Below are 16560 nucleotides of genomic sequence, written 5' to 3'. Positions count from 1 at the left end.
CTCGGCAAGAAAGCGGTGCGGGACGGGCGGATGCGGAACGCTCCGTGGATCACGCCGGCGGGGGCGCCCCACCCAGGGGGCACCCCCGCCTTCGCACCGGAACAACCGATCCGTACCGGCTAGCTGTGCGTCCTCAGCAGCGTCCGCATCGTGCGCATCGCGACCGAGAGGTTCGCGAGGTCGAACGAGTCCGAGCCCGCGATCTCGTCGAGGGTCGTCCGAGCCCGCGTCAGAATCGCCCCGTTCCTCTCCCGCCAGGCCTCGAACCGCTGTTCCGGCGTCGAAGCGCCGTTGCCCACGGCCAGGACCTCGGCCGTCAGACCCGCGTGGGCCGCGTACAGGTCCTCACGGATCGCCGCGCGTGCCATCGAGTGCCACCGGTCGGCACGCGGCAGTTCGATGATGCGGTCCATGAGCTGGGTGATCCGCAGGCGGTCGGCGAGGTCGTAGTAGACCTCGGCGACGGCCATCGGGTCCTTGCCCATGCGGTCGGCCACCGACACGATGTCGAGCGCCGGGAAAGCGGAGGAGAACCCGGCGACACGCGTGGCGACTTCGTCCGGGACGCCGACGCTCGTCAGCTCGTCGTAGATCTTCTGCCACCACTCGAGGTCCGCGCCGCGCAGCAGCTTGGGCAGTTCGCTCCAGACCTGCTCGACGCGGTCCTTGAAGAACGCGATGGTCTCGGTCAGTTCGAGCGGCTGCGGCCTGTTGTTGAGCAGCCAGCGCGTGCCGCGCTCGACCAGCCGGCGGGAGTGCAGGCGGATACGGGTCTGGACATCGGCGTCGACCTGGTTGTCGAGGGCCTCCACCGCGTCCCACACCGCGCCGGAGTGGAAGATCGCGCGGGACGCCGTCTGTGCCCTGACGATCTCCTCCAGCGACGCGCCCGTCTCCTCGCGCATACGGTGCAGGAAGCTCGTGCCGCCCGTGTTGACCGTGTCGTTGACCAGCAGCGTCGTCACGATCTCGCGACTCAGCGCGTGGCCGTCGATCTGCTCGGGGAACTTCTGGCGCAGCGCCGTCGGGAAGTACTCGTGCAGCAGACGGCGCAGATACGGGTCGTCGGGCAGGGGCGTCTCCAGCAGCTCCTTGGCGACCGTGATCTTGGTGTAGGCCAGCAGGACGGCCGTCTCCGGGCCGGTCAGGCCCTGGCCGGCGTTCAGCCGCTCGCGGATCTGCCGGTCGGTGGGCAGGAACTCCAGCGCCCTGTCGAGGTGGCCCTCGCGCACCAGGTGGCGGAGGAAGCGCTGCTGCGCGTGCAGCATGTCCTTCGACTGGAACAGGGCGTTGGCGATCGCCACGTTCTGCGCGTAGTTGTTGCGCAGCACCAGAGCGCCGACCTCGTCGGTCATCTCGGCGAGCAGCTGGTTGCGCTGCTTGACCGTCAGATCGCCGTTGGCCACGACCGCGTTGAGCAGGATCTTGATGTTCACCTCGTGGTCGGAGGTGTCCACACCCGCGCTGTTGTCGATGGCATCCGTGTTGATCTTGCCACCGAGCTGGGCGAACTCGATCCGGCCGAGCTGGGTCAGACCCAGGTTGCCGCCCTCGCCCACGACCTTGACCCGAAGCTCCCTGCCGTCCACGCGGATGGCGTCGTTGGCCTTGTCGCCGACGTCCGCGTTCGACTCCGTGGAGGACTTGACGTACGTGCCGATGCCGCCGTTCCACAGCAGGTCCACCGGCGCCTGCAGGATCGCCTTCATCAGGTCGGCCGGGGTCATCTTGGTGACCGAGCCCTCGATGCCGAGCGCCTCGCGGATGTGCGCGTTGACCGGGATCGACTTCGCCGACCGCGGGAACACCCCGCCGCCCGCCGACAGCAGCTCGGTGTTGTAGTCGGCCCACGACGAGCGCGGCAGCTCGAACAGCCGGCGGCGCTCCGCGTACGAGGCCGCCGCGTCCGGGGTCGGGTCGATGAAGATGTGCCGGTGGTCGAAGGCCGCGACCAGGCGGATGTGCTCGGACAGCAGCATGCCGTTGCCGAACACGTCACCGGACATGTCACCGATGCCCACCACGGTGAAGTCCTCGGCCTGGGTGTTGACGCCCAGCTCCCGGAAGTGCCGCTTCACGGACTCCCAGGCGCCGCGGGCGGTGATGCCCATCTTCTTGTGGTCGTAGCCCGCCGAGCCGCCGGAGGCGAAGGCGTCACCGAGCCAGAAGCCGTAGCTCTCGGCGACCTCGTTGGCGATGTCCGAGAACGTCGCCGTGCCCTTGTCCGCCGCGACCACCAGGTAGGTGTCGTCCGAGTCGTGCCGGACCACGTCCGCGGGTGGCACCACCTCGCCCGCCACCAGGTTGTCGGTGATGTCGAGCAGCGCCGAGATGAAGGTGCGGTAGCTGCGGATGCCCTCCGCGAGCCAGGCGTCGCGGTCCACGGCCGGATCGGGCAGCTGCTTGGCGACGAACCCGCCCTTGGCGCCCACCGGCACGATGACGGTGTTCTTCACCATCTGCGCCTTGACCAGGCCGAGGATCTCGGTGCGGAAGTCCTCACGCCGGTCGGACCAGCGCAGACCACCGCGCGCGACCTTGCCGAAGCGCAGGTGTACGCCCTCCACCCGCGGTGAGTACACCCAGATCTCGTACGCCGGGCGCGGCGCCGGCAGGTCCGGGATGGCCTGCGGGTCGAACTTCATGGAGACGTAGTCGTGCGGCTTGCCGCCGGGCGCCTCCTGGAAGAAGTTGGTGCGCAGGGTCGCCTTGATCAGGGTGAGGAACGAACGCAGGATCCGGTCCTCGTCCAGCGAGGCGACCTGGTCGAGCGCGGCGTCCAGTTCCTCCAGCAGGGCGTCGGTCAGCTCCAGCCCGGCCCGCTGCCGCTCCGGCGACATCCGCGCCTCGAACAGCGAGACCAGCAGCCGGGTGGTGTGGACATTGTTGCGGAGGGTGTCCTCCATGTAGTCCTGGCTGAAGGTGGAGCCGGCCTGTCGCAGGTACTTGGCGTACGCGCGCAGCACCATCGCCTGCCGCCAGGTGAGCCCGGCGCTCAGCACCAGGGCGTTGAAGCCGTCGTTCTCGGCCTGCCCGGTCCAGGTGGCGGCGAACGCGTCCTGGAAGCGGTCACGGGCGTCGTCGCCGAGGTAGTCGCCGTTGCCGGCCAGGGACTTCGGCAGGCGCAGACCGAAGTCGTAGATCCACGCGGTCGTACGGTCCGCACAGCGCAGCTCGTAGGGGCGCTCGTCGATGACCTCGACGCCGAGTCGCTGGAGCACCGGCAGCACGGCGGACAGGGAGACGGACTCGCCCCTGCGGTAGATCTTGAAGCGGCGCTCGCCGGGGCCGAGGCCCACCGGCTCGTACAGGCTGAGCGCGAAGTCCCGGCCGCCCTCCTCGGTGCCGAGCTGCTCGAGATGCACCAGGTCGGCGACCGCGGCACGCGGGGTGTGGTCGGCCTTGTAGCCCTCGGGGAAGGCGTTGGCATAGCGGCGCTGAAGCTCGGCGGCGCGCTCCTCGCCGAGTTCGGCGTTCATCGCCTCGGCGAACGAGTCCGCCCAGGAACGGGCGGCCTCCGCCAGCCGCGCCTCGATGCGCTCCTTGTCGGCGTCCGACAACTGCGGCAGCTCGGTGCCCTGCGGGACGCGCACCACGAAGTGCAGCCGGGACAGGATCGACTCGGTGTTCCAGGCCGTGAAGTCGACGCTGGTGCCGCCGAGCTCCTCCTTGAGGATGTCGATGATCCGCAGCCGCACACCCGTGGTGTAGCGGTCGCGCGGCAGGTACACGAGGGCCGAGTAGTAGCGCCCGTACTCGTCCTGGCGCAGGTAGAGCCGCAGCCGGCGGCGCTCCTGGAGGTAGAGGACGGAGGTGACGATGGAGCGCAGCTCGTCGACCGGCGTCTGGAACAGCTCGTCGCGCGGGTACGTCTCCAGGATCTGGATCAGGTCGCGGCCGTCGTGGCTGTTGGGCGAGAATCCGGCGCCCTCGAGGACCTCGTCGACCTTGCGCCGGATGACGGGCACACGGCGCACGGACTCGGTGTAGGCGGCGGACGAGAACAGACCGAGGAACCGGCGTTCGCCGATGACGTTGCCGTCCTCGTCGAACTTCTTGACGCCGACGTAGTCGAGATACGACGGCCGGTGCACGGTCGCGCGGCTGTTGGCCTTGGTGAGGATCAGCAGCTTGTGCTCGCGTGCCTTGGCACGGGCGTCGGCGGGCAGCCGCTCGAAGGACGGGCTGACCGGGTGCCTTTCACCACTCGCGTGGTGCGGGTCCGATCGCAGTATGCCGAGTCCGGTGCCGGGCACGGCCGCCAGCGAGTCGTCCTCCCCCAGCTCGTACTCGCGGTAGCCGAGGAAGGTGAAGTGGTCGGCGGACAGCCAGCGCAGCAGCTCTCCGGCCTCCTCGAGCTCGCCCTGGGGCAGGTCGCCGGGCACGGGCTCCTTCTGGATCCCCTCCGCGACGCGCAGCGCGCATTCGCGCATCTTCTCCCAGTCCTCGACGGCCTCGCGGACGTCGGACAGGACGCGCAGCAGATCGGCGGTGATCTGCTTCAGATCGGAACGGTCGGTCTCCCGGTCGATCTCGACGTGGATCCAGGACTCCACGTGCGTGTCGTGCGGCAGCTCGCCGCCGGGCCCCTCGGGCAGCACCTCGAGCAGCTTGCCGGTCAGGTCACGGCGGACCACGAACTGCGGGTGGACGACGACATGGATACCGCGGCCCTGCCGGGACAGCTCGTTGGTCACGGAGTCGACCAGGAAGGGCATGTCGTCGGTCACGACCTCCACCACGGAGTGGCTGCAGGTCCAGCCGTTCTCCTCGACGGTGGGGGTGTGGACCCGCACGTTGGCCGTGCCCTGAGGACGTGTTTCGGCCAGTCTGTAGTGCGAGAACGCGGCTCCCAGAACGTCGACCGGGTCTCGGTCGGCAAGGTCCTCCGGGGCGGTGTGCAGGTAGTAGCGCTGGAGGAACGCGAGCACGGTGTCCCGGTCAGGGGTTCCCGCGCCCGTCGTCCCAGTCGGTAGGTGCCCCCCGACCGGGCTGTTCTCAGCTACCCGGGCGGCCCTCTCGAGCAGCTCGGCCTTGGCTTCGTCCAGCTTGGTCTGCATTGTCCTCTGGCTCCTGTCGCGCGCCGTTGCGTGACGTAGAAGGAAGTACGGTTTCTTCTCCGACGTAACGCCGTGACGCGGGGTGTCCGGTCTGGTTCGACGCTATGCCGCTTGGAGAGATAGGTGGGGGGTTATCGGCCATTTCCGGCGCCCTCGGCGACTGTGACGCTGCTCTCGGCGCACTCCGCGCCCCTCGCGTCCTCGGCGCTCCGGTTGCCGTGCCGGGCGCCTGCGGCGCCCTGTCCGACCGGCCCCGCCTGCGAAGACCAGCGACCGCCGCCCGGTCACGGATGTCGTCCGTGCTCACCGGGCGCAAGGCAGGGACGACAACGTCCCCGCGAGGTATCGCGCTGATCACGCCACCAGGCTATCGCTCCTCACGGGGGGCACGTCATGAGCCGTATGTGTACAAAAGAGGGGGTCGAAGTTTGACGTTCTGCACAGGGGCGAAGGGGGCGCTGCCGTGCAGTGCCTTCGGTGCGAGCATGGCGGTAGACCGTACGGGCCCCCTTGGCAGCGCCCTCGGCTTGAGGCACGTTGCCCGAAGGCACCCGACGGGCCGCCCGCACGACCGAGGGGAGCAGAGCGGACATGACGCAGAAGATCCTGATCGTCACCGGCGACGCGGCGGAGTCACTGGAGGTCATGTACCCCTACCAACGCCTGCGCGAGGAGGGGTACGAGGTCCATATCGCGGCGCCGACCCGGAAGACCCTCCGCTTCGTCGTCCACGACTTCGAACCCGGCTTCGACACGTACACCGAGAAACCCGGCTACACCTGGCCCGCCGACCTCGCCTTCTCCGACGTCGACCCCGGGGACTACGTCGCCCTCGTCCTCCCCGGCGGGCGCGCCCCGGAGTACCTCCGCAACGATGCCGAGCTCCGCAAGATCCTCAAGTCGTTCTTCGACACCGACAAGCCCGTCGCCCAGATCTGCCACGGTCCGCTGCTCACCGCGGCGGTCGACGCCCTGCGCGGACGGCGCGTCACGGCCTACCCGGCGCTGGAGCTCGACATGCAGGCAGCCGGTGCCACCTTCCAGGACACCGAGGCGGTGGTCGACGGCACGCTCGTCTCGTCCCGCGCCTGGCCGGACAACCCGAGCTGGATGCGTGAGTTCCTGACAGTACTGCGAGCGAAGGCGCCGATCGGCTGAGCCGGTACGCCGGGCGGCGCCCGGTGGTACCGGGCGTGGGGATCCGGCACGTGACGGTACGGCGCCCGGTTGGGCGCCGCGGCCGTTCACGCGGCGAGGCGCTCGGCCTCCGCGACCGCCTCCTCCAGTGTGTCGACCACCGGCACACCGGCCGCCTCCAGGCTGGCGCGGCCGTGCGAGCCCCCGGTGTACAGAACGGCCCGCGCTCCGACGTGCCGGGCGGCGACCGCGTCGTCGGCGGCGTCCCCGATCACCACCGTGCGGGAGGTGTCGATGGCGTCCAGGGCCCGTATGTGGCGGACCATGTGCTCGGCCTTGCTGCCCCCGGAGGGGCCGGTGCGCCCCTCCACCCGTACGAAGTGCCCCTCGATCCCGAATCCCCGGACGAGCGGCACGAGTTCCTCGTGCACATACATGCTCAGGAGGGACTGGCTGCGGCCCGCCGACCGCCAGCCCGCGAGCAGCTCCACCGCGCCTTCGGTGAGCCCGCACCGCACCCGGTGCTCCGCGTAGTAGCGGTGGAAGATCTCGTCCATGACCTCCCACTCGGTGTCTGTGGGCAGCCGCCCCATCAGCCGCTCGTAGAACTTCGGCACCGGCACGCAGTACAGCGCCCGGTACTTCTCCAGCGTGATCGGCTCCAGGCCCAGCTCGACGAACGCCGCGTTCGTCGCCCCGATGATCGCGTCATTGTCGTGGAACAGTGTCCCGTTCCAGTCCCACACGATGTGCGCGCTTCCGTACGTCCCCATGCCGGAAAACGTACCCGGTGCCACTGACAATCACCGGTGCCCCGGCCACGAGGGCCGGGAAACGCAAGGTCAGCGGCCCAGCCCCAGGAGATTCGGAATTTCCTGCGTCGCATACCAGAGCAGTTCGTGGTCCTCCGCCCCGTCCACGACGAACTGCGCCTCGTCGTCCCCGCCCTCCGCCGCCGGAAGCATCCGGGCCGCCTCGGTCACATCCGCCTCCGCGTCGGCCGCGTCGACGTGCACCGCGGCCGCCTTGGCCAGCGGCACGGCCCCCGCGACCCGCACCTCGCCGAGCGCCGTGGGATCGAGGCCACGGTCCGGGTCGGCCGCCGCCGCGCCGTCCGGCACATCGACCGCGACGACGACCCGCCGCCGCGGCGCCCCCGGGTCCGCCGCCAGCAGCCGCAGGGAGGCCAGCGCGGCCCGGCTGAGCGCGGCGTACTCCAGCTCCTCGATGTCGTCGGAGAGGTACCACTCGCGCAGGGCGGGCGTGACGGCGTACGCCACAACCGGCCCGGCGGCCAGCTCGCCCGTCTTGTACGCCTCGGCGAGACCGGAGAGGGTCAGAGGGACGTAGACGCGCATGACGAGCCGCTTTCGTAGTCGGTCAGGGACGCCGGACGGCCCGGGCAGGGGCCCCGCGGAGATCGTTCCGCGCCTCCGGCGAGTCACCCCAGGATACGTGCGGGCGTCCCCCTTCGGGCCCCGCCGGCACCGTTCCGTGCCGTCAACCAGGGCGCTTGCGGATCACCCGGTCCCTCCCGGCCGCGCCGGGGCTCCCGCCCCGCCTCTCATCCTGATGGGTGAACCTTCCTGCGGCCCCCGGGCTGCGACGGAATCGCTGCGAGGCCGGCTCGTCTCGTACAGGATCCCCACCGAGAAGTTACCGACCGGTATCCGCCGGTCCCGCGAAACGGGGATCCCGTATGAACAAGGTGATGACCAGGAACAGCACGACGCCCCGGGTGAAGACCCGGCCGGGCGGGCGCCCGCCGGTCCGCCACGACACCCGCCGCCCCGGCGGCACTCCGCGCCGCACGGCACGGGGCCAGGACATGACCCGCGGCACGGCACCGGGACAGGCTGTGGCCCTCGATACGGCACCGGCCCACCGCGCACCCGCCATGGCAGCGGGGCAAGGCGCCCCGGTGACGGCGCCGCCCGTCGCCGCGGGCCGGGTGGCGACGGTCCCCCAGCCCCGTCCGACCGACCTCTTCGCCGACCGCCTCCTGTCGGTGCTGAGCGGTCAGCGCCCGGTGCACAGCATGCTCCGCCACACCGTCGGCCGGGCCTACGACGAGCTGGCCCGGCTCGCCGAGCGCGGCCCGCTGCGCACCCGCGGCACCCGTCCGGTCGTCCGCGACATCGGCTACTACGTCCCGCGCCCGGGGGCCATCGAGGCCTTCGCCCGGATCGGCGCGGGCGACCAGGTGCGCGCCATGGCGTTCCGTCTCGAGTGCGGCTCGGACCGCCGCTGGCGCTGCACGGCGGTGGAACTGGGCGGGCCCCGCGGGCCACGGCCGGACGACGACTGAGCGCAACGGCACAGGGGCCGGGCACCCTCGGGTGCCCGGCCCCTCATTCGGCCGTATCCGCCGGACGACGACGCTCGTGGCGCTGCCACGGTCCCGCCGGCGTGGCGCCGCTATCCGGCCTCCGCTCCGGCGGAGGCCGGCCGCTTCCCGCGGGAGGCGGCGTCACTTCTTGCGGCGGCGTCCGCCCTTCGCCTGCTTGCGGCGCTCCGCGCGCGTGAGGCCGTCCGCCTCCGAGCGCACCGGCTCGCCGTCGTCGCCGACGAAGTCGCCCTCGACGATGCCACCCTCACCGTCCACGGTGGGCGCGGAGAAGTGCAGCCGCTCGCGGCGCTGCGGGGCTTCCAGGCCCTTGGCGCGGATCTCCGGGCGGGCCGCCTGGGCCGCCACGGCCTCCTCCTTCTCCAGGGAGGGCTTGGCGTCCTCGACGGGCACCTCCTCGACCTGCTGCTCGACCTGGACCTCCAGGTTGAACAGATAGCCGACGGACTCCTCCTTGATGCCCTCCATCATGGCGGTGAACATGTCGAAGCCCTCCCGCTGGTACTCGACCAGCGGGTCCTTCTGCGCCATCGCGCGCAGGCCGATGCCCTCCTGGAGGTAGTCCATCTCGTAGAGGTGCTCGCGCCACTTGCGGTCCAGGACCGACAGCACGACCCGGCGCTCCAGCTCACGCATGATCTCGGAGCCGAGCTGCGCCTCACGCTGCTCGTACTGCTCGCGGATGTCGTCCTTGATCGACTCGGCGATGAACTCGGCGGTCAGCCCGGCACGGTCGCCCGCGGCCTCCTCCAGCTCCTCGATGGTGACCTTCACGGGGTAGAGCTGCCTGAAGGCGCCCCACAGCCGGTCCAGGTCCCACTCCTCGGCGAAGCCCTCGGCGGTCTCCGCGGCGACGTAGGCGTCGATCGTGTCGTCCATGAAGTGCTGGATCTGCTCGTGCAGGTCCTCGCCCTCCAGGACGCGGCGCCGCTCGCCGTAGATGACCTCACGCTGACGGTTGAGCACCTCGTCGTACTTGAGGACGTTCTTGCGGGTCTCGAAGTTCTGCGTCTCGACCTGCGACTGTGCGGACGCGATCGCGCGCGTGACCATCTTGTTCTCGATCGGCACGTCGTCGGGGACGTTCGCCATCGACATGACGCGCTCGACCATCTGGGCCTTGAACAGGCGCATCAGGTCGTCACCCAGGGAGAGGTAGAAACGCGACTCGCCGGGGTCGCCCTGACGGCCGCTACGGCCGCGCAGCTGGTTGTCGATGCGGCGGGACTCGTGGCGCTCGGTGCCCAGCACATACAGGCCACCCAGCTCCTCGACCTCGTCCTTCTCGGCCTTGACCGCCTGCTCGGCCCGCTCCAGGGCGGCCGGCAGGGCGTGCGCCCACTCCTCGATGTGCTCCTCGGGGTCGAGCCCGCGCTGGCGCAGCTCGGCCTCGGCAAGGTCCTCGGGGTTGCCGCCGAGCTTGATGTCCGTGCCACGGCCGGCCATGTTGGTGGCCACGGTCACAGCGCCCCTGCGCCCGGCCTGGGCGACGATCGCCGCCTCGCGCTCGTGCTGCTTGGCGTTCAGCACCTCGTGCTGGATGCCGCGCTTGCTGAGCTGCTGCGAGAGGTACTCGGACTTCTCGACCGAGGTGGTGCCGACCAGGATCGGCTGGCCCTTCTCGTGCTTCTCGGCGATGTCGTCGACGACCGCCTCGAACTTCGCGACCTCGGTGCGGTAGATCAGGTCCGACTGGTCCTTGCGGACCATCGGCCTGTTCGTCGGGATCGGGACCACGCCGAGCTTGTAGATCTGGTGGAACTCGGCGGCCTCGGTCATGGCCGTACCGGTCATGCCGGAGAGCTTCTTGTAGAGGCGGAAGAAGTTCTGGAGGGTGATCGTGGCGAGCGTCTGGTTCTCGTCCTTGATGTCCACCCCTTCCTTCGCCTCGATCGCCTGGTGCATGCCCTCGTTGTAGCGGCGGCCGGCGAGGATACGGCCCGTGTGCTCGTCGACGATCATGACCTCGCCGTCGATGACGACGTAGTCCTTGTCGCGCTTGAAGAGCTCCTTGGCCTTGATGGCGTTGTTCAGGTAGCCCACGAGCGGGGTGTTCACCGACTCGTAGAGATTGTCGATGCCCAGCCAGTCCTCGACCTTGCTGACGCCGGACTCGTGGATGGCGACCGTCCGCTTCTTCTCGTCGACGTCGTAGTCGCCGGTCTCCTCGACGCCCTTCAGCGGGTTGCCCGCCTCGCCGCGCTTCAGGCGCGTGACCAGCTTGGCGAAGTCGCCGTACCACTTGGTGGCCTGGTCGGCGGGGCCGGAGATGATCAGCGGCGTCCGGGCCTCGTCGATGAGGATGGAGTCGACCTCGTCGACGATGGCGAAGTTGTGGCCACGCTGTACCAGTTCGTCCTTCGACCACGCCATGTTGTCACGCAGGTAGTCGAAGCCGAATTCGTTGTTCGTGCCGTAGGTGATGTCGCACGCGTACTGCTCGCGGCGCTGGGCCGGGGTCATGTTCGCCAGGATGCAGCCGACGCTGAGCCCCAGGAACTTGTGGACGCGGCCCATCATCTCGGAGTCGCGCTCGGCCAGGTAGTCGTTGACCGTGACGATGTGGACGCCGTCTCCGGACAGGGCGTTGAGGTAGGCGGGCAGCGTGCCGACCAGGGTCTTGCCCTCACCGGTCTTCATCTCGGCCACATAGCCGAGGTGGAGCGCGGCACCACCCATCATCTGCACGTCGTAGTGCCGCTGGCCGAGGACGCGCTTGGCGGCCTCGCGCACGGTGGCGAACGCCTCGGGCAGCAGGTCATCAAGGCTCTCACCGTCGGCGTATCGCTGCTTGTACTCGTCGGTGAGGGCCCTCAGCTCGGCGTCGGAGAGGTTGATGAAGTCCTCTTCGATGGAGTTGACCTGGTCCGCGATGCGGTGCAGCTTGCGCAGGATCTTGCCTTCGCCTGCACGCATGATCTTCGAGAGGACGGACACGGGGGCTTGTCTCCTTGCCGGTCGGGCCTGGGACGGTCGGTTACGTAGGACAGCTTGAGCAACGGCCATCGTAAGCGAGGACCCCGCCACGCCGGGAGGTCTGTCGCCGACAGCCACTAGGACAACGGACGGGCGCGACGGAAGGTGCCGCATCCGTCCCACGAAAAGTAACCGGCCCCTCACCTCATGTGGGAGGAGGAGACGCGACGGCGTGGCGGAGGCCACGACCACCCGGCGGACCCGGGCGTGGCACGAAATGTCGTGGCGGCGGCACGGGGGGCCGAGCAGAATCGGGCGATGGACCCCGTCACCCTGACCACCGAACGCCTCCTGCTGCGGACCGTGGGCCCGCAGGACACCGATGCGGTGTTCGCGGCCGCCCAGGACCCGGACATCCAGCGCTGGACCACCATCCCGTCGCCGTACCTGCGCGAGCACGCGGAAGTCTTCGTCGGACGCATGGCTCCCGACGGCTGGGCCGACGGCTCGATGTTCACGTTCGGCGTCTTCCTTCTCTCCGGGGAACTGGTGAGCATGCTGAGCCTGACGATGCGCTCCCTGGGCGTCGCCGAGGTGGGCTTCTGGACGGCGAAGGAACACCGGGGCAACGGCTACATCACGGAGGCCACGCTCGCCGCGGCACGCTGGGCCTTCACCGATCTGTCGATCGACCGCGTGGAGTGGCGTGCCGAGGTCGGCAACGCGGGCTCCCGCGCGGTCGCGGAACGCGCGGGCTTCCTTATCGAGGGCACCCTGCGCGCCGCGATCAACAACAAGGGAGTCCGCCGGGACTGCTGGGTGGGTTCGCTCCTGCCGTCCGATGTGGGCCTGCCGTCGGCGGTGCCGTATCTGCCGTCACCGGCCCGGTCGGCATAGCCGCGGGCCGCGCCGGCCGGCGGGCCGCCTGCCGCACCGCATGGCCGGGACGCAGGCCCACCCGGCGTTGTCAGTGGCACGCCCTACGGTGTGACCATGCCGAGTCTGCCGCGCCCCACCGCCGAACTGACCGCCGACGAAGCCCGCCGTATCGCCCTGCGGGCTCAGGGCTTCCTTGGCGCCCCCGACCGCAGGGCCGGTGTCCGCGGGGTCCTGCGCCACCTCGGCGCGGTCCAGCTCGACACCATCTCGGTCCTCGCCCGCTCCCACGAACTCATTGCGTACGCCCGCCTGGGAGCGATAGGCCGCAAGGCGGTCGACGCGGCGTACTGGACGCCGTCGCCGGCCGGACCGGCCGCGCCCAGCCCCCACGCCTTCGAGTACTGGTCCCACGCCGCCTGCATCCTCCCCATCGAGGAGTGGCCCCACTTCGCCTTCCGCCGCCGCGCCTACCGCTCCCGCCCGCACTGGAGCCACGCGCTCCCGGACGGCGCCTACGACCAGGTGATCAAGCAGCTGCGCGCCGAGGGCCCGCTGACCGCGACGGAGCTGGGCGGTGCGAAGCGGACCAGCGAGTGGTGGGACTGGTCCGGCACGAAGGTCGCCGTGGAGCGCGCGCTGATGTACGGCGAGGTGGTGTGTGTCGAACGCCACGGCTGGAAGCGTGTGTACGACCTCGCCGAGCGCGCCGTCCCGTCGGATCTGCTGCACGACGAGCTGGAGGACTCCGAGTGCCTGCGCCGTCTGGTGCGCCTCGCCGGCCAGTCCCTCGGCGTCGGCACGCGCGCGGACATCGCGGACTACCACCGCCTCAAGGGCGAGCAGGTAGACGCGGTGATCGCGGATTCGGGCCTGGTCCCGGTGACGGTCGAGGGCTGGGGCAGACCGGCATGGGCGGATCCGGCGGCGCTCGCGGCCCCGCCGCGCGGCCGCCACCGTACGACGCTTCTGTCGCCGTTCGACTCCCTGATCTGGGAGCGGGCACGCACGGAGCGGATCTTCGGCTTCACGCACCGCCTGGAGGCCTACGTCCCCAAGCCGAAGCGGGTCTACGGCTACTTCGCGATGCCGGTGCTCGCCGGCGGCCGGCTGGTCGGCCGGGTGGACCCGGCGCGCGAGGGGAGCACACTGGTCGCGAAGCAGGTCACGCTGGAAGACCCCAGGGCGGTCCCGTCGGTGGCCCAGGCCCTGCTGGAGGCGGCGTCATGGGTGAACTGCACGCACGTACGCGTGGAGCGGGTGGCCGCTCCGGCGCTGCGTGAGCCGCTGATCCGGGAGCTGGCCCGGTCCCTGGACTGACGCGGCAGCCGTCGGCGGGCGGTGTTCCTCCCGCTAGCGGATCTCGAGGATCTTCTCCCGCATCGCGTAGACCACGGCTTCCATCCTGGAGTGCAGCTGCAACTTCTCCAGAATGTTGCGCACGTGGTTCTTCACGGTGTTCTCGGAAATGAACAGTTCCTTGGCGATGTCCCGGTTGTTCATTCCGGTGGCGACGAGCTTGAGGACCTCCAGCTCGCGGTCGGTGAGCCGCGGTGCCGGGACCAGTCGGCGCTCGTCGGTCCGCTGGATCATCGACTTGAACTCGGTGAGGAGTTTCGACGCCATGGAGGGGCTGATCTGCGACTGTCCGTCGGCGACCGCGCGAATGGCCGTGGCCACCTCGTCCGTGGAGATCTCCTTGAGGAGGTAGCCGGTCGCGCCGGCCTTGATGGCGTCGTACAGATCGGCCTCTTCGTCGCTGATCGTCAGCATGATGATCTTGGCGCTGGGTGCCACCTCCTTGATGGAGGTGCAGGCCTCGATCCCGCCCCGCTTGGGCATCCGCACATCCATCAGGACGATGTCGGGCAGCAGATCCGCTGCCTTGTCGACCGCCTCGGCCCCGTCGCCGGCCTCACCGACGACCTGGATGTCCTCCTCGGCGGCCAGCACGATCTCCAGGCCACGGCGGAAGAGCGCGTGGTCGTCCACGACGAGGACGCGGATGGGCTCGTTGCCCGCAGAGCCCGCCTCCGGGCCCATGCCGACGACGCCGTCGTCGGCATCCTCCTCCTGCATCGGTCCGAAGCTGTCCGCCATCGTTCCTCCCCCTGAAGGCTGTGGCCTGTGGTCCTGTGCCATCGCCAACCCAAGGCAACGGCCCACCGGTTGAGCCGTTGCGGCCATGATTCCATGCCCGGGCGACCGCCAGGTGACAGAGCGCGGCGAGAAATGGCCGCACACCGATGCCCCTGGGGGCGCACGGGCTCCCCCAGGGGCACACCGGTACAGCCGTCACCCGGCGGTCAGCCGCCGAGCGCTCCGCCTGCCGCCGCCGAGTGCGCCTGAGTCACCATCTCGTCGGAGCTCAGGTGGATGACGCCGTAGTCATAGGCGTGACGGCGGTAGACCACGCTGGGTTGCTTGGTCTCGGAGTCGACGAACAGATAGAAGTCGTGCCCGACCAACTCCATCTCGTAGAGGGCCTGGTCGAGCGACATCGGAGACGCGGCATGTGTCTTCTCGCGGACGACGAGGGGGCCTTCACCCTTCACTTCGAGCGATCCGATCCTCTTGGTCGGCACGTCCGGCTCCTCCTCCACGACGAGGCCGTTGCCGTTGAGGGTCGCCGCGCCCGGGACGTGGTCGGGCACCTCGGCTGCCGTGAGCCTGCGGACCCCCCGGCGAGTGTGGCGCTTGTCGTGCTGCTTGCGCAGCCGCGCCTCGAGCTTCTCCGCCGCCAGGTCGAGCGCCGCGTAAGGATCGCTGGCTGCTGCTTCTGCCCGGATCACCGGACCGCGGGAGTGGAGGGTGATCTCCACTCGGTCGGAACGGTCGGCCTGTCGGGGGTTGGGCTCCTTGGACACCTCGACGTCGAGGCTGATCACCTTGGCATCCAGCTTCTGGATCTTGTCCAGCTTCAGCTTCTCGGCCACGTGCTTCCGGAACCGCTCGGGCACCTCGGTCTTGCGGCCCTTGACGACGATGTCCACGCAGAACTCCGTTCCCGGATCGCTCCGCATTCCCGGCGGAGCATCTCCCTTGTGCACCAGGCTCCGGCGAGTTCCGGAGCCGCGGACTCGGTGACTTCCACCTCCTCCTCCCCCGTGGGCGAGATCTCCATCCCACCGCCGCGAGTGATTGCAGAAAGCCCGCGGCACGGCATTCGGATAAGTGAGGGATGGCCTGCGCCTTTCTCTCACAACCCGAACATATCTCGCCCGGCCGGATGTCGTCACCCTCTACTGCGGCGTACCTCCGTTCCGGTGTATTGACCTGCTCATTACCTGCAACGACGTAAGTTGCCAGTCAGTTCCGATTTATTTCGAAAGAATCCGGTGAGGCAGCGATCACCGCGGCGCGGATCCCCCCCTCGGCGCCATGAGCGGCGGCCATTTCCGAGGGCAACCGGATCCGGGCCGCCACCGCCGTCGCATCCGCTGTTCTTCGTTCCCCCCTTGCTTCCCCCGCCGCGCGCCCGTACACCTCCGGTTCCCTCATTCGTGAATGCCCGAGCACCGCCCGTACCGCGCGCGCCGCCTCCGCCAGCGACGCTCCCGTCGTCATCAGGTCGTCGACGAGGACCACCGGCCCGCCGGCCAGCAGCCGCGCACCCCCTTCGGCCACCTCCAGCGCGCCCGCGAGGTTGGCCAGCCGCTCCCGGGAGCCCAGCCCCGACTGGTCGGCCACCGCCCGTCGCTGCCGCAGCACGGCCACCATCCGGGCCGCCGTCCCCGTCCGCCGCAGCTCCCCCGCGGCCGCGAGCGCGATCCGCCGCGCGGGGTCGTGCCCCCTCGCCCGCACGGCCCGGCGCGAGGACGGCACGGGCACCAGCAGCAGGGACGCCCGACCGCCGCCGGACGGCACCGCCGAGGAGCGGCTCCCCGCCCGTACAGCCCCGGCCAGCGCCGTACCCAGCGGCCTCGCGAGCGCCAGGACGCCCCGCTCCTTGTGGGCCAGGAGCATGGCGCGCGCCGCACCCTCGTAAGCGGCCGCCGCGTGCACCACGGGCAGCCCCGCTGGCTCCGGCACCGGGCGCACCCGCCGTGGTGCGCGCCCGTGAAGGGCCGCTCGGCACTCCGGGCAGAGCACCGTGCGCGGCCTTCCACAGCCTCCGCACTCGGCCGGCAGCACCAGATCGGTGAGGTCGTGCCACCACCCCCGCATGGCCTCCACTGTGCCAAGGCCGAAAGCGGCCTGCCAGGCCTGTGGAAAACTCCCTGC

Annotated in this window: 11 protein-coding genes; 4 read left to right on the top strand and 7 right to left on the bottom strand. The window is 70.1% G+C overall.

Annotation, left to right across the window (positions count from 1 at the left end):
• Positions 1–119: 119 nt before the first annotated feature.
• On the bottom strand, positions 120–5060 hold the full coding sequence (locus ABZ823_RS00110) for an NAD-glutamate dehydrogenase (protein WP_361651969.1): 4941 nt from the start codon (positions 5058–5060) through the stop codon (positions 120–122).
• A gap of 591 nt (positions 5061–5651) precedes the next feature.
• Between ABZ823_RS00110 and ABZ823_RS00105 the strand changes: the two genes are divergently transcribed.
• Entirely contained in the window at positions 5652–6218 is a 567-nt protein-coding gene (locus tag ABZ823_RS00105; RefSeq protein WP_361651967.1) for a DJ-1/PfpI family protein, read from the top strand.
• A gap of 86 nt (positions 6219–6304) precedes the next feature.
• Here the strand turns inward: ABZ823_RS00105 and ABZ823_RS00100 are convergent, their stop codons facing one another.
• Together ABZ823_RS00100 and ABZ823_RS00095 are read right to left on the bottom strand one after the other, a co-directional pair.
• A complete protein-coding gene (locus ABZ823_RS00100) occupies positions 6305–6970 on the bottom strand; it encodes an HAD family hydrolase (protein WP_361651965.1) in 666 nt (221 codons plus the stop codon).
• 69 nt (positions 6971–7039) lie between these two features.
• Entirely contained in the window at positions 7040–7555 is a 516-nt protein-coding gene (locus ABZ823_RS00095) for a hypothetical protein (protein ID WP_361651963.1), read from the bottom strand.
• A gap of 341 nt (positions 7556–7896) precedes the next feature.
• On the opposite strand from ABZ823_RS00095, the gene ABZ823_RS00090 reads away from it, so the two are divergent.
• Positions 7897–8505 carry an Rv3235 family protein gene (locus ABZ823_RS00090; RefSeq protein ID WP_361651961.1) on the top strand — a complete coding sequence of 203 codons (609 nt, stop codon included), beginning with the start codon at positions 7897–7899 and terminating at the stop codon, positions 8503–8505.
• 162 nt (positions 8506–8667) lie between these two features.
• Here ABZ823_RS00090 and secA read toward each other — a convergent pair whose 3' ends face one another.
• The gene (gene secA, locus ABZ823_RS00085) at positions 8668–11481 is read right to left on the bottom strand and encodes a preprotein translocase subunit SecA (RefSeq protein ID WP_361651959.1); all 2814 of its coding nucleotides are present in this window, start codon (positions 11479–11481) and stop codon (positions 8668–8670) included.
• Between the two features lie 297 nt (positions 11482–11778).
• Between secA and ABZ823_RS00080 the strand changes: the two genes are divergently transcribed.
• The gene (locus ABZ823_RS00080) at positions 11779–12357 is read left to right on the top strand and encodes a GNAT family N-acetyltransferase (RefSeq protein WP_361651957.1); all 579 of its coding nucleotides are present in this window, start codon (positions 11779–11781) and stop codon (positions 12355–12357) included.
• Between the two features lie 96 nt (positions 12358–12453).
• On the top strand, positions 12454–13656 hold the full coding sequence (locus ABZ823_RS00075; RefSeq protein WP_361651955.1) for a crosslink repair DNA glycosylase YcaQ family protein: 1203 nt from the start codon (positions 12454–12456) through the stop codon (positions 13654–13656).
• 33 nt (positions 13657–13689) lie between these two features.
• On the opposite strand, the gene ABZ823_RS00070 is transcribed toward ABZ823_RS00075, so the two are convergent.
• The 3 genes from ABZ823_RS00070 to ABZ823_RS00060 form a co-directional block, all read right to left on the bottom strand.
• Positions 13690–14436 carry a response regulator transcription factor gene (locus ABZ823_RS00070; RefSeq protein ID WP_361651953.1) on the bottom strand — a complete coding sequence of 249 codons (747 nt, stop codon included), beginning with the start codon at positions 14434–14436 and terminating at the stop codon, positions 13690–13692.
• Positions 14437–14642: 206 nt separating this feature from the next.
• Positions 14643–15359, bottom strand: coding sequence for a ribosome-associated translation inhibitor RaiA (raiA, locus tag ABZ823_RS00065; RefSeq protein WP_361651951.1), 717 nt, complete (start codon positions 15357–15359; stop codon positions 14643–14645).
• 286 nt (positions 15360–15645) lie between these two features.
• A complete protein-coding gene (locus tag ABZ823_RS00060) occupies positions 15646–16503 on the bottom strand; it encodes a ComF family protein (RefSeq protein ID WP_361651949.1) in 858 nt (285 codons plus the stop codon).
• Positions 16504–16560 lie beyond the last annotated feature (57 nt).

Origin of the sequence: Streptomyces sp. NPDC047079, assembly GCF_040643755.1 — a bacterium.
Lineage (GTDB): Bacteria > Actinomycetota > Actinomycetes > Streptomycetales > Streptomycetaceae > Streptomyces.
This window is presented reverse-complemented; position numbering and strand designations above follow the sequence as displayed.